Source organism: Photobacterium sp. GB-36 (genome assembly GCF_003026135.1).
Lineage (GTDB): Bacteria > Pseudomonadota > Gammaproteobacteria > Enterobacterales > Vibrionaceae > Photobacterium.
Map to the genome: position 1 here is coordinate 150,787 of NZ_PYNY01000006.1, position 12,850 is coordinate 163,636.

16 protein-coding genes are annotated in these 12,850 nt (G+C 36.9%); 5 read left to right on the forward strand and 11 right to left on the reverse strand.

The genetic code is table 11. The features are described 5' to 3' along the window. Window positions 1-256: 256 nt before the first annotated feature. From C9J46_RS08145 to C9J46_RS08160, 4 genes are all read right to left on the reverse strand, one after another. Window positions 257-550 carry a SemiSWEET transporter gene (locus C9J46_RS08145; RefSeq protein ID WP_107208334.1) on the reverse strand — a complete coding sequence of 98 codons (294 nt, stop codon included), beginning with the start codon at window positions 548-550 and terminating at the stop codon, window positions 257-259. Window positions 551-739: 189 nt separating this feature from the next. Beyond that, window positions 740-2,218: a dipeptide/tripeptide permease DtpA gene (dtpA, locus tag C9J46_RS08150; protein WP_107208335.1), complete on the reverse strand. Its 1,479-nt coding sequence runs from the start codon at window positions 2,216-2,218 to the stop codon at window positions 740-742. A 572-nt stretch (window positions 2,219-2,790) separates the two neighbouring features. Continuing rightward, entirely contained in the window at window positions 2,791-3,204 is a 414-nt protein-coding gene (locus tag C9J46_RS08155) for an NUDIX domain-containing protein (RefSeq protein WP_107290748.1), read from the reverse strand. Between the two features lie 55 nt (window positions 3,205-3,259). Beyond that, window positions 3,260-4,135 (reverse strand): LysR family transcriptional regulator, encoded by an 876-nt coding sequence (locus C9J46_RS08160; protein WP_107208337.1) that lies wholly within the window; start codon window positions 4,133-4,135, stop codon window positions 3,260-3,262. Window positions 4,136-4,234: 99 nt separating this feature from the next. Between C9J46_RS08160 and C9J46_RS08165 the strand changes: the two genes are divergently transcribed. After that, window positions 4,235-4,741, forward strand: coding sequence for a lactoylglutathione lyase family protein (locus tag C9J46_RS08165; RefSeq protein ID WP_105061909.1), 507 nt, complete (start codon window positions 4,235-4,237; stop codon window positions 4,739-4,741). Between the two features lie 120 nt (window positions 4,742-4,861). On the opposite strand, the gene C9J46_RS08170 is transcribed toward C9J46_RS08165, so the two are convergent. Beyond that, a complete protein-coding gene (locus C9J46_RS08170; RefSeq protein ID WP_107208393.1) occupies window positions 4,862-5,557 on the reverse strand; it encodes a pseudouridine synthase in 696 nt (231 codons plus the stop codon). Between the two features lie 252 nt (window positions 5,558-5,809). Here C9J46_RS08170 and C9J46_RS08175 point away from each other — a divergent pair, with 252 nt between their 5' ends. Further along, on the forward strand, window positions 5,810-6,355 hold the full coding sequence (locus C9J46_RS08175) for a cytochrome b (protein ID WP_107246785.1): 546 nt from the start codon (window positions 5,810-5,812) through the stop codon (window positions 6,353-6,355). A gap of 45 nt (window positions 6,356-6,400) precedes the next feature. Beyond that, window positions 6,401-6,988 carry a YceI family protein gene (locus tag C9J46_RS08180; protein WP_107290749.1) on the forward strand — a complete coding sequence of 196 codons (588 nt, stop codon included), beginning with the start codon at window positions 6,401-6,403 and terminating at the stop codon, window positions 6,986-6,988. Between the two features lie 70 nt (window positions 6,989-7,058). Here C9J46_RS08180 and C9J46_RS08185 read toward each other — a convergent pair whose 3' ends face one another. Then, the gene (locus tag C9J46_RS08185) at window positions 7,059-7,349 is read right to left on the reverse strand and encodes a YkgJ family cysteine cluster protein (protein WP_107208340.1); all 291 of its coding nucleotides are present in this window, start codon (window positions 7,347-7,349) and stop codon (window positions 7,059-7,061) included. Window positions 7,350-7,470: 121 nt separating this feature from the next. Then, entirely contained in the window at window positions 7,471-8,280 is an 810-nt protein-coding gene (locus tag C9J46_RS08190; RefSeq protein ID WP_107287751.1) for a PhzF family phenazine biosynthesis protein, read from the reverse strand. Window positions 8,281-8,699: 419 nt separating this feature from the next. Between C9J46_RS08190 and C9J46_RS21650 the strand changes: the two genes are divergently transcribed. Further along, a complete protein-coding gene (locus tag C9J46_RS21650; RefSeq protein ID WP_199187097.1) occupies window positions 8,700-8,852 on the forward strand; it encodes a hypothetical protein in 153 nt (50 codons plus the stop codon). Between the two features lie 284 nt (window positions 8,853-9,136). Here the strand turns inward: C9J46_RS21650 and C9J46_RS08200 are convergent, their stop codons facing one another. The 3 genes from C9J46_RS08200 to flgM form a co-directional block, all read right to left on the reverse strand. After that, window positions 9,137-9,874, reverse strand: coding sequence for a lytic transglycosylase domain-containing protein (locus C9J46_RS08200; protein ID WP_107259789.1), 738 nt, complete (start codon window positions 9,872-9,874; stop codon window positions 9,137-9,139). A gap of 75 nt (window positions 9,875-9,949) precedes the next feature. Continuing rightward, a complete protein-coding gene (gene flgN / locus C9J46_RS08205; protein ID WP_107290750.1) occupies window positions 9,950-10,417 on the reverse strand; it encodes a flagellar protein FlgN in 468 nt (155 codons plus the stop codon). 30 nt (window positions 10,418-10,447) lie between these two features. Then, a complete protein-coding gene (gene flgM, locus C9J46_RS08210) occupies window positions 10,448-10,729 on the reverse strand; it encodes a flagellar biosynthesis anti-sigma factor FlgM (RefSeq protein ID WP_107259787.1) in 282 nt (93 codons plus the stop codon). A gap of 245 nt (window positions 10,730-10,974) precedes the next feature. Here flgM and C9J46_RS21910 point away from each other — a divergent pair, with 245 nt between their 5' ends. Further along, the gene (locus tag C9J46_RS21910) at window positions 10,975-11,547 is read left to right on the forward strand and encodes a prepilin-type N-terminal cleavage/methylation domain-containing protein (protein ID WP_107259785.1); all 573 of its coding nucleotides are present in this window, start codon (window positions 10,975-10,977) and stop codon (window positions 11,545-11,547) included. Window positions 11,548-11,718: 171 nt separating this feature from the next. On the opposite strand, the gene flgA is transcribed toward C9J46_RS21910, so the two are convergent. Beyond that, the gene (gene flgA / locus C9J46_RS08220; RefSeq protein WP_233217723.1) at window positions 11,719-12,513 is read right to left on the reverse strand and encodes a flagellar basal body P-ring formation chaperone FlgA; all 795 of its coding nucleotides are present in this window, start codon (window positions 12,511-12,513) and stop codon (window positions 11,719-11,721) included. Between the last annotated feature and the right edge of the window lie 337 nt (window positions 12,514-12,850).

Here is a 12,850-nt window from a genome sequence, read left to right on the forward strand (position 1 = left end):
CGCACCAAAAATGAATAAATATAAAACTTTGTTTTATATTGGGAGCGATGCGTAAGAGGGGGGGAGGTAATAGGTTTATATAGGTTTTAAAAAAGCAGAGTGATTTACGAATTAATGATAGCGAAGTAGCTAATATGCAATATTGAGATGGCCTTTGTTATCACAATAAATGAGCGTGTTAATTATCAACTCGCCCATTTTCTTTAAACTAATGAAAAGAAGGGAAGATATTCCATTCTTTCATTTTTATGAATACCTAGAAGGTGATACCTGCCTTCATTACTATGCCTACCATCATGGCAAAGTAAGCGAGAAATCCTAAAAAATTACCAACCCAAATTGTCGGGTTTTTATGGTAGAGACCATAAATAAACCAGAGCAAAGAAATAAGCGCATACATAGACCAGGTGGTTAACGATAAACCATGGGCATGATTGGGATGGGATATAAAAAGCTTATATAACTGAGGCAATGTTGCAATTGGGCTTACTAACCCCATAAACAACATGAGCGGTTCAAGTTTCTTCCCTAAACTCTCCAACAGCGACATATGAATTAAACTCCTAAACAACTAATAATAAATAATATTTTTAAAAGTTTAGCTATATTGCTGATAAAATGCTAAAAATATACCCAAGTAATTTCAAACTACAAGGCCTATCGTATTATCAAAACCTATTGTTTGAAGCTGCTTGGGTACATTGTTCAAATTTTCGTTAAAAGAAATCGCTAGAAAATATTATGCTGCAGCAGTTTCTTCTGTTGTCTCTTTAGCGTAGATCACGCGTGTTAGTTTTGGCGCAATAATTAGGGTAAGTAGAGCAATCGCGGCAGTAACATAGCCAATCACCCCAAAGACATGGCTATAAATGGCTAATGTTTGTTGTGGATCCACAATCTTGCTTGAATCTGTTGTTAGTGTTGCTACCCAGCCAGCAAGAACCGCAGCCGTTGCTGATGTTAAGAACCACATACCCATCGCAAATCCCATCATACGTTGAGGAACAAGCTGAGCGACCATCGCTAATCCAAGACCAGATACTAGCAGCTCACCAATAGATTGGAAGAAGTAAGATAACACTAACCAGTTAGAGCTGATAACACTTTGGCTATTGGCAAAGTGCGAACCAAAAGTCAGTACTAAGAAAGAAAAGCTACATAGCACCATGCCGAGTGCAAATTTGAACGGCATAGAGAAACGATCACCAAACTTATTATAAATAATGGCAAGAACAGGGCTAGCAATCATGATCCATAGTGGATTCAGCGCTTGAAATTGTTCTGGCGCAACACTAATACCAAACAGATCATGAGAGATATTATGGATAGCAAAGAAATTAAGCGAGGTTGGCATTTGGAAATACAGTACAAAGAAAACAATGCCCTGTAACATTAATAAAAATGCCACCAACATTTTAGCGCGTTCAATACCAGATGTTTTTAATGCTTCTTTGAAATACAACGCAACAATAGTGATTCCCACTACCACCAAAATAGCGTGTGCGTAGAATAAATGTTGTAGCAAAAAAGCACTGACGAAGCTCAGCACAATTGCACCGACTAATACACTAATATAATGCACAACATTAACAGGCTTCATATCAGGTTTTGAACCAACGTTTTTCACGGTAGAGTGACTGATTATAAAATTCACAATCGTGATCACCAAGCCGATAGCACTGACGGAAAACGCCAAATCATAGCCAAATTTTTCTGCAATCCAAGGTGTTAATAGCATTGAGAAAAAAGAGCCTAAATTTATCGCCATATAATACAAGGTAAAGGCACCGTCTAAACGGGGATCATTCTCGCCATAAACTTTGGCTAATAAACTTGAAGGGTTCGCTTTAAATAAACCATTCCCCATAGTAATAAAGCCCATCGCCATGTAAATCAGCATAGGACTGCTATTTTCATGGCTGGCTGAAAGCCCAAGAAAAACATAACCCGCAGTAAGAATAATGGCACCCAGTGTGATGGTACGCTTGGTTCCTAATACTTTATCACCCACCCAGCCGCCAATCGCGACAGATCCATACACCAGTGCTGAAAAGGCACCAAATAAAGTAAATGACGCAGATTCCGACATACCAAGAATTTTAACCATATACACAGTTAAAATCGCTTGCATACCATAAAAGCCAAAGCGTTCCCAAAATTCAATTGAAAATATTAAATAGAAAGGTTTTGGTTGTTTAAATATATTTACTTCGGACATTGCGTACCCTTAAATTTTATAATTATTTTATTTTCTGTATTTTTAGCTATTCAGTGTTAGAAAAAGACACCTATTTGAAAAAGTACTAGTATTATCCGTCATCAGCAATTACCTAAATATAAGTTGTTAATTTTGGTTGGTTGTATTTAATTGCCACTAGTTTTAATGTGTAGTTAAAACAGTGGCTTGCGTTAGTTTTTTGGCTGCAATCTTATTATTGAAATACAGTAATAAAAAAGAGTTAAAAAATTCGAGTGGCTGCCAAATATCAGTAAATAAATGGCGAAAAATATAAAGGCTAGCATGTGTGAACGATTGTATATTAGCTATATATGCAAATAAAGTGGGTAATTATTAAATATAGTTATACGTTTTAACGAGGGATGTAAAGAAGGATGTTAATAGGTTGAATATGGATTTAAAATAATAGCAGAGCGATTTACGATTACGAATTAACGATAATGATTAACTAACAATGGATAGGAATTACCTAAGATATTTACTTGCAAAGATGCTCGGGCTTGTCTAACACTCTTGATAGGTGCCGATTGAACGACACCTATATTTATCTGTTAGGTAAGTGTTCCTGCAATCAGTGAGGTTTTTTCTAGCCACTTTAATACCGCTAATGCAGCGGTAGAACACAGGCTTTCATCGGTACTATCAATGAATCTTTGTTCTTCGATTTCAGCTGCAGGTATAAGATCCCCAGAATAATCAGCAAAGTAACACGTCAGTTTTACTGAGATGCCTTCTGCCTTACCATCGGCCTGAGCCGTAAATGTTTCCATGTACTTAATACTGTTTGGTATAAGATCAACGGACAGTTCTTCTTTGATTTCACGGGTTAGTGCTTCAATGTCACTTTCACCGGCTTCACGTTTACCACCAGGAAGGTAAAACAGCGCTTTACCTTGAGATCTTACTACTAAAAATTTACCGTCTTGAATTAAAACCCAAGCGAGCTTATCAATTACTTTACTCATTTATTTACTCAATAATTTGCTCTAAAAACGTTGCGCCATTTTTCATTCTTATAGTTTAAGCACTTAGACAGGTCATTACTTCTTCAATCACAGCTGCAACGCGGTTAGGAATAAATCGGTTGGCGTGAGTGCCTAAGTATATATTCTCGCTGACTTCATTGTTAAATAAATGGATATTTACATGCGCTTTATCTTGAAAGGCATCCACAGCGTAACGAGGTAAAATAGTAAACCCTAGTCCTCGTTTCACGGGTTCTAAAATAAGGTTAATTTGGTTAGAAAATCCTGACCGCTTAAATTGGTTAATATGCTTAAACTCAGGGTAATTAACACTGAGTAACTGGCTTGCATGATAAACCCCATCAGGGTGATCAATAAAACCTAACTCAGTAAGCTTGTCCCAACTTGGCGATGAAATAGAGGCTGGCGTAACCAGCAAAAGCGCTTCTTTACCCATGGCATTCAGGGTTATATCGGCTTTATTTGAAAGGCGTGTCATAAAGCCAATATCGATACGCTGCTCTGCAAGTAAGGTTTCTATTTCATGGTTAGGTGCAAAGCGATAATCAATAACTAATTCAGGATATTGTTGTTGAAAAGCCAGCAAATGAGGGTAGAGCTTCAAACCAATGCTACCAGGAGAAGCAATGCGTACCATGCCTTCATAACGAGGATCAATACTGATCCTTTTATCTAAATCTGTAAGCGACAATACAATTTGGTTAGCTTCGTTGTACAAGCGTTCACCAGCGTGAGTCAACGTGAATTTTTTTCCGTGGCGAGTGAGCAGAGGTTGCTCTAAATATTGCTCTAATTTCTTTATATGTTGGCTGACACCGGATTGCGTCATATAAAGCTTTTCAGCGGTATGAGTAAAATGTCCAGTTTCTACCAAAGTACAAAAGCTACGTAACCAAATGGGATTAATCATTACAAAACGTACTCATTTTTATTATGAATGATAATTTTACTTAATAACATGTGATTTGTAATCTACTCACATCAACAATAACGATGAAGAGAACAAACCATGACAAATCAGACTTACCCACGTAGCTTTTCTCATATTGGTATTTCAGTACCTGACCTTGATGCTGCGGTTAAGTTTTACACCGAAGTTCTGGGGTGGTATGTGATCATGGAACCAACAGAAATTATTGAAGATGATTCCGCGATTGGTGAAATGTGCACAGATGTTTTTGGTAGTAACTGGGAGCGTTTTCGTATTGCACATTTATCAACAGGTGATCGTATTGGTATCGAACTGTTTGAGTTTAAAAACCAAACCAATCCTGAAGATAACTTCGAGTATTGGAAGACAGGGGTATTCCACTTTAGTGTTCAAGATCCTAATGTTGAAGAGCTTGCAGAAAAGATCGTTGCAGCTGGCGGTAAAAAACGTATGAAAGCACCACGTTTTTATTACCCTGGTGAGAAGCCATACCGTATGATTTACATGGAAGACCCATTTGGTAACATCATTGAAATTTACTCTCATAGCTATGAATTACACTACAGTGCTGGTGCATATAAATAAGCGTTAAGTGTTAGCTTTGTTGTAAATAATACGGTGTTGTTATAACCAAAATCCGGCTTTACATTTTCTTTGAGGAAAGGTAAATGAGTCGGATTTTGTATATTTCAGTATTTGTTTTGGTTAATCAGCTTTAATAAAAGAGGTGACTTCGTCTTTGGTTAGGTAACGCCATTGCCCGACTTCAAGATCAAGCGTCACCTCGCCAATCGCTTCACGGTGAAGAGACACGACGCGATTACCAACAGCGGCAAACATGCGCTTAACCTGATGAAACTTGCCTTCAGTAATCGTCAGCAATACTTCTTTCACTGAAATAATGGTTAATATCGCTGGTGCGGTTAACTTTTGTTCGCCTTGTAATTTGATCCCTGCTTTAAATTTTTCGGCCACGTCTGCCGCAATATCTCGAGACAAACCAACCCGATAAACTTTACTGCATTTTTGATTTGGTGATGTGATGTTAAATGACCAACGCCCATCATCAGTGATCAGTACCATTCCTGTGGTATCCGCATCTAAACGCCCTGCAATGTGTAATTCAGCGATATTTTCAATATCAAGGTAGTTAAATAGAGAGGGATAAACTTCATCAATATTTGAGCAGATAGTGCCCGCAGGTTTATGCATTAGGATATAGCGAAACTCACGCGCAATTAGCCTTTTGCCATCCATGATAACGGTATTATTCTCATGTACTTGTGTTGTTTCATTGATAATTACAGCATCGTTGACGCTAATATTACCGGCGTGTATTCGCTCTATGGCTTCTGCTTTAGTCAGTTGGGTACTTTTACAAATAAATTTATCAAGACGCATAACACTGAACACAAGTAGGGAAACAAGCGCATTATTATCCGTTATCATTTCTATTTAGCAATCCTGAACCTTAATTTAGCGAGTGTTTTTTATGCGAAAGAGCATTATCACTTTACAGGTAAATATCCATTTTTATCTTCTATGCGAATAAATATAGCGGTCTGATACACAAACACTGACAAAGTTGGTTAATAAATTGTTACTTATTTGTTTATTATGCTAAAAACAACTTTCCTCATCGAGCGAATAACCATGAAAAAAACACCAAATAAAAATTGGAACCCCATGATTATTTTACTTCACTGGTTGGTTGCGCTGACTGTCGTTGGATTATTTGCGCTTGGCTGGTGGATGGTTGATTTAAATTATTATCATGCTTGGTATAACACTGCGCCTGATACTCATAAGAGTACTGGTTTGATCTTATTCTTTGTATTGATCGTAAGGTTGCTATTAAGAGCATTAACTGACGCACCAGCCACTCTTTCTAGTCATGCTCAATGGGAGCAATGGCTCGCACAAAAAACGCATTGGCTATTGTATCTGCTGTTATTTGTGGTGATGTTCAGTGGTTACTTGATCTCAACTGCCGATGGAAGAGCGATCAGTATCTTTGGTGTATTTGATATTCCAGCAACGCTTACAAGTATTCAAAATCAAGAAGATATCGCGGGTACTATTCACTGGTATGGTGCTTGTGTGTTGATTGGTTTTGCTCTTTTACATGCTATTGGCGCGTTAAAACATCACTTTATAGATAAAGATAACACGCTAAAACGCATGCTAGGCAAAGCATAATGACAAAATTAGATAAGACGTATTACGACATAAACGGAGATTATGATGAAAAAGCGCCTACTAAGATCTTTTATTCCTTGCACACTTTTGGCTGCGGCTAGTATGTCATCAGTAGCGCTAGCAGACGATTATAAAATCGATACTAATGGCTCACATGCATCGATTCAATTTCGTATCCAGCATCTTGGTTACAGTTGGTTGGTAGGGCGTTTTAATACCTTTGATGGTGAGTTTAGTTATGATGAAAAGCAGCCTGAAGCATCAAAAGTTAAAGTGAATATAGCAACGGCGAGTGTGGACTCCAACCATGCTGAGCGTGATAAACATTTACGCAGCAGTGATTTTTTAAATGTTGAAAAATTTCCAGAAGCGACTTTTGTTAGTAGCTCTTTTAAAGAGTCGGGGGATGGCAACGCTACCATGACAGGTGATTTAACGTTAAATGGCGTTACAAAGCCGGTTACGATTGATGTTAAACATGTTGGTGCAGGTAATGATCCGTGGGGCGGCTATCGTCGTGGATTTGTTGGTACTACAATGATCTCATTGAAAGATTATGATATTAAAACAAATTTAGGCCCTGCTTCTACAGAGGTTGAGTTAGAACTCAATGTTGAAGGGATCCGCCTTTAATTGAGTAAGGTAGACGAGTTAGCATTTATATAAAATGTAAGCGCTAACTCGTTAGTGATAGATATTGGAGCTATAGAAATTCAGTACGCTCATCAACACATTCGTAAGAGCCCATTTCAAATTCGCGGCAAATCCAAGGACGGTTTTCATAAATCGTACACATGAAGGTCTCTCTATCAAGTGCAGAGCACCAACCATCAGCGAGTCGAAGCATAGTTTCACCTCCCCACATATCTCGTTTGATATGCCTTTCTGGTACACCTGTATCTGAGATAATCATCACCTCTAAACGGCAGCAGCATGCTTTACAGTTAGAGCATGAGACTTCAGGTGTGGTTTCATTTTTAATTGGGATGTTCATAGCTTGAAAAACACAGTTATCTTTAAGTAACTCAATGCCGCATCATACCCCAAAACGGCATTGCTATCTTATGTTTTCCAATGATGTGCCATGTTCTAAATATCGTATATATCAGATGTCGTTATACATTAGGTAACTGCATTGTACCTTTTATGGTTGTAATCGCTGAGCCTATGAGTTTTATACGTTCATTGGGTAATAACTCGGTGCTGACATATCCACCACGCGCAGATGCTTGATAACCATTAAGTTTTACTTTATTGAGCTTTTCTGACCAGTAAAGTGTTAAAGCACAGTGTGCTGAACCTGTTACGGGATCTTCATTAACGCCAACCCAAGGGGCAAAAAAGCGAGAGATAAAATCAAGATCATCACGCTGAGTTGGTGCAGTAATTAACACACCACGACCATCAATTTTTGTTAGGCGATCAAAGTTTGGCGCAAGATTTAATACAATCTCTTCGTTATCAACTTCAATAAATATCTTCGAATCAAAAATACCATAAGCAATAACATGTGTAGCTTCAATGCCTAAAGACGCTAACAATTCTGTGGATGGTGTGATATTAAAATCAAGTATTGGTGCCGGAAAATCGAGTTCTATAGTTGATGATCTAATTAAGGCGCTTAATGATCCTGACAGGGTATTAAATGTCACGGTATCATTAACGTTAAAAAGTTTTTTTTCTTTTAAAATATGAGTAACGGAAAGTGTACCATGGCCACATAGTTTGACTTCAGCTTGAGGTGTAAACCATTTTAAGTTCATGTTATTTAATGATAAAAAAGCGGTTTCTGATACTGCCATTTCCGCTGCAATCGATAGCATTAAATCATTCGATAACGTTTCTTTTGTAATGCAAACACCCGCAGGATTACCTTTGAATGTTTCATTGGTAAAAGCATCAACTTGATAGATCTCGATATCCATTATTTCCTACTCTTCTTTCTCTTATTTATTATTATCGTAGCAAGTCACCCTGCGTATGTTGTTAACTCATTGTTAAGTTTCTGATATATAGTTTTTTATTCATCCATATATAGATGATTTTAATTATCTACATCAGGGAACAACAAGAAGCGAACCATAAGGTATTTGGTTAGAAAAAATCAGTTTACAAATCCGAATAAAAATGTTTGTGTGGAAGTTATGCAATAATTTTGGTATTATGTAAACAAGTCTTTATATTACTTTTAATGAATTGAATAACTTCACCAGCAAAGCCATATATTGACCTCCTAGCTTATCTATATCTTTCCATATCATGCACTATTGTTGCTTGATAACGGCAACATTCAATTATCGACCGATATAGCTATTTACGATTATGTATTAACAGAGAGACATTCATGACAAAGCAAACTGACATCAAACGAACAACTACAGAAGCTAAAACAAAAAGAAAAGTAGCACCAAAGACAACAGAAAGAAAAGTGAGTGTTCGCGAGCGAATTGAAAACTTACACATGCAGCGCGAATGGGATAAAGAGTGGGAGCTATGATCAATAGCTCATTAATTATTCAGAAGATTAATGATGCATGCATTATTACTCTATTTTGAACGTTAAGTCATTGGGAACAAGACTACCTTAGCAATTTATATCAAAGCCTTATACATTATGACCAAGTATCTGAGAAACAAATAGCGATATGCTCTCAGATTTTTGGGCGCCGCAAACTTCCTCTGTTATTACCGTAATTTTATTGTTTTTTCTATTGCATTTTTCTCCTAACGTTTTATTGCAACTAGGCAACCTGCTGATTAATTATGTTATTTTTCTTTAGATTAGTCTGATAAAGATTTAAGCGTAATGATTGGCTTTATGGGTTTCATGTTAATCACTGTTTTGGTTTCAAATAATTGTTTTAGAAACACGACATCATTATTAATAGATACTGCATTGATTGCGAAGGGAGACTGGGCTCTCGGTATTGAGCTTACTAACGTATCAAGATCGACCAACTTTTCTAAAGCGTAAAATTTATGCACGTAATCAACGGTTTCATTCGGTAAGCGTAGAGCTGAAAAATGTTTATCCACGACGCGTTTTAATGCCCGTTGTACACGTCCTTCCCCTGAATTATAGGCTGCTAAAGTCAGCTTTAAATCTTGATCAAATTTGTTATAGAGAAAGATCAAATACTGTATAGCAGCATCGGTACTACGGGCAATATTGAATCTTTCATCTTTAGTCTTGGAGACAGTTAAACCAAAACGCTTTGCTGTTGCGGGCATGAGCTGCCAAAGACCAGCCGCTTTTGCGTGAGAGACGGCATGGCGATCGAATGTCGATTCAATCATTGGTATTAATACCAGATTACGCGGTAGCTTTTTAGCATCAAGCCGTTTGATTATATGCTGTACCGTTGTTTGATGGCGCGTGAACTGTTTATTGATCACTTTTTTATGCGGTGATAATCGTTGATAATGTTTACTGACTTGTTGTTCAAATTGCGTTTGGTACTTGGTGGGTATTGGCGTGGATGCTTGGTTAGGATTTGCAAACAATAACAAAATCAGCATGATGAACATACTGAGAGGTAGAGAGAGAATAGTGCATTTTTTATTGCCCAAATGATACCTCATTAGCCTTTAATTTTAATACTGCATTAAATGCGGTGAGCTATAAGCGTTATTGTCATTATGTTGGGGCATTTGAGTATACACTTGATTGAGCAATTCGCTGAAGTTCGCTGATAATATTCCGTTGCGCTGATTTAAGTCATGGCACTGTTTTACTAAGGTTTCTAACGTTTGCCATTGTTGCTGAAGTTTGCTTTTTATTGCATTTGGTAAAGCATGGATCAGTTTATTCATGCTTTGATTATTAATGGGTAAACCGAGCTTATGTAGTTGTTGTGCGCGCTGTTGGCTTCGTTGTGTCAGTTTGCTTAGCAGTGGCAGTTGTTGTTCCGTTAGCTGCGAAAGTAACGTACCATCAAATTTCAAATAGCATTGGTGCTGTTTTAACATCAGTTGATAAAGCTGGCGGTAATCAACAATATCGCACTGAATGTCTTTTATAAGTACAGTGAGCATTTGCTGTTTATTGTGAGGATTAGGCATGTTTTACTCCATATAATATTAGCAATGTGTTTATTCATGACCGGTATGAAATTGCAAAATCGCACTCGAAAGCGCTTCAATATCGAGGTTGATTTCCCCACGGTTTAGAGCATTTTTGATTTGTTCCACTTTTGCCATATCCACATCAGGTAGAGCATTTAACGGTTGCTGTGCTTGTGCTAACAGTTGGCTATCAATGGTGCTGGGTGTGTTTATGACGTTATTTTTGATGGGCAGAGTACTTGGCTGTTGTTCTGCTGGTTTTAACTGGGTATGGGAAAACTGCGCGGTTGCAATTTTATCTATTTTCATCGTTTTAATTCCTAAACAAGACGCTTAGTTTACTTAGGCGACCAAACTCATAGGAAGATTAAATAAGAAATGACAGTTTCAGTATTTTTATCGAAAATAGTGTTAGAGCGTATACGATAGATAACGTTCGTGGATATAGTAATCGAACGGTCTCGAAGAAACAAAGCTGTTATGCATACCGAAAACTCATTGTGATTGTTTAAAATCACGCATGGCTTAATCCATTTTCATGTTGAGCGTCTTGAATGAAAAAAAGTAAAGGTTTCACACTGATAGAAATCGTCGTTGTTATTGTTATTCTAGGAATATTAGCTGTCGTTGCAGTCCCAAAATTCTTAAATATTCAGCGTGATGCAAGAATAGCTACCCTAAAAGCGACAAAAGGGGCCTTAGAGTCTTCATTTGCTATATTTGCAGCAAAGACGGAATTACCATCTGCAAACATTTATACTGATAAGTATGGCTATAGGTTTATGCTTAGTGGAAGCTCCACTACACCGAGTAATGAAAATAAAGGCATTCGTATATCAAATTATGATAATTACCCGTGGTTTAGCTCTATTAGCTCTAAAACTGAATATTCAGGCATCGAAGCAATAAAAAAACTGGCTAATATTGACGTATACCCTCTGGATAAAAAGGGTAATGCAACACACAAATTAAACATTGAATTTTATACAAATACAGACGGTGATTTTAGAATTTTCCCACAAGTAAATGATTACTATAGTCACCCTGAACAAAAGAAATGCTACTTACAATATAACGTTGATAATCTAGCTAAACCACATTTTACATTGTTCACATCTGATTGCTGATAACCGAAACATTAAGTAGCTCTATTCATTAAAAGAATAGGGCTTTCTCACAGAAGCATAATCATTGTTGATTGTTCTTATGTAATGTCGGGATGCGAAGCATAAAACAACAAGTTGAGCTCTATTTGTTATCAATGCTTATATTTAATGTAGCGGTTATTTTTGCTTATTTTAAAATATTGTTTCTACTTTCCCTTGTGCAACAACACGAGCATGAATGACTTTTTGAGTTGCTGTATTCTCTACTTTAATTTGTTCGTACATTTTTCCATGTTCTAACGCCATTCCTTTGGTTGATGCTTCAAATTTACCTTTCTTAGCGACAATCAGTACTTGATCCCCTTTGTTAATCAGAAACGGCTTTTTTAACACGTTTTCAGTAATCAGTTGTCCTTGGCGAATTCGACGGATGGCATGTAACCCTATCACTTGATCCGCATCAGTGATGATGTTCTTAGGTGCTTTTAGTTGCAGTTTTTTGCTGTCGAGCATATCCATTGTAATAACCTCGTCGCGATGGATTAACGTGCGGGCTACCATTACTGGAAGTGTTAATTGGACATAAACCGTTGCATTGAGTCGCCAGTTCACTGTTGGGCTTTCACACTTAACTTGTCTTTTTAATCTGCCTACGGGCTGAGATTGATTATCTTGTGCAGTAAAACGAACAGGTTCAGGGCAATGAGGTAATGATGATATGGCCTTCGGAATATTGACCTTTATATTTGGAACCACTTTTTTCCAGCCATGAATATCACTGTAATGCTGGATTTCATTTTTTATTTCGTCTACCAAGGTGCTTTTAATTTTCTGTATATTAACGCTATTTGAGGTTATTAATTTAACCTCTTGTAAATTATCAGCAAAAACGCTAAAAGGTAAAAATATAACTAGAATTATTAAATACGTTAAACTCACAAATGCTTTTTTTGCTGGGTTTGACACCACTTCAAGTATCTTCAACATGTTCACTCTTAGTTACATTATTAATGTTAAATTAGCATGCCTTTAATAGTCGCTTTCTACAAAGGCATTAATTAGATGAAGTTATCTGATTTATTGATGATAACCTTATGATTTAATAAATAATTTAGGTTTAAGAGTGCTCTTGTAAATATTAAAACTCAATTGTTAATAATAACTTAGCATCAATAGTAAGTCATGATATATAACTTTGCTAAAGGGTTTGATGGTATCTCTTCTTCTTTGATACTAAAACGGCTTTTATCTGACTTGATATCATCTATATTCTTGATTTTGCTTGATATTATTCTTTCTGCGGGTTCCGTTACTTTTCCTATAA

Coding starts and splice junctions, on each gene's coding strand:
- flgM (WP_107259787.1), bottom strand. CDS start 10,729: ATGAAAATAGATAAAATTGCAACCGCGCAGTTTTCCCATACCCAGTTA.
- C9J46_RS08200 (WP_107259789.1), bottom strand. CDS start 9,874: ATGCTGATTTTGTTATTGTTTGCAAATCCTAACCAAGCATCCACGCCA.
- C9J46_RS08190 (WP_107287751.1), bottom strand. CDS start 8,280: ATGGATATCGAGATCTATCAAGTTGATGCTTTTACCAATGAAACATTC.
- C9J46_RS21910 (WP_107259785.1), top strand. CDS start 10,975: ATGAAAAAAAGTAAAGGTTTCACACTGATAGAAATCGTCGTTGTTATT.
- C9J46_RS08185 (WP_107208340.1), bottom strand. CDS start 7,349: ATGAACATCCCAATTAAAAATGAAACCACACCTGAAGTCTCATGCTCT.
- flgN (WP_107290750.1), bottom strand. CDS start 10,417: ATGCCTAATCCTCACAATAAACAGCAAATGCTCACTGTACTTATAAAA.
- dtpA (WP_107208335.1), bottom strand. CDS start 2,218: ATGTCCGAAGTAAATATATTTAAACAACCAAAACCTTTCTATTTAATA.
- C9J46_RS08170 (WP_107208393.1), bottom strand. CDS start 5,557: ATGCGTCTTGATAAATTTATTTGTAAAAGTACCCAACTGACTAAAGCA.
- C9J46_RS08145 (WP_107208334.1), bottom strand. CDS start 550: ATGTCGCTGTTGGAGAGTTTAGGGAAGAAACTTGAACCGCTCATGTTG.
- flgA (WP_233217723.1), bottom strand. CDS start 12,513: ATGTTGAAGATACTTGAAGTGGTGTCAAACCCAGCAAAAAAAGCATTT.
- C9J46_RS21650 (WP_199187097.1), top strand. CDS start 8,700: ATGACAAAGCAAACTGACATCAAACGAACAACTACAGAAGCTAAAACA.
- C9J46_RS08165 (WP_105061909.1), top strand. CDS start 4,235: ATGACAAATCAGACTTACCCACGTAGCTTTTCTCATATTGGTATTTCA.
- C9J46_RS08160 (WP_107208337.1), bottom strand. CDS start 4,135: ATGATTAATCCCATTTGGTTACGTAGCTTTTGTACTTTGGTAGAAACT.
- C9J46_RS08180 (WP_107290749.1), top strand. CDS start 6,401: ATGAAAAAGCGCCTACTAAGATCTTTTATTCCTTGCACACTTTTGGCT.
- C9J46_RS08175 (WP_107246785.1), top strand. CDS start 5,810: ATGAAAAAAACACCAAATAAAAATTGGAACCCCATGATTATTTTACTT.
- C9J46_RS08155 (WP_107290748.1), bottom strand. CDS start 3,204: ATGAGTAAAGTAATTGATAAGCTCGCTTGGGTTTTAATTCAAGACGGT.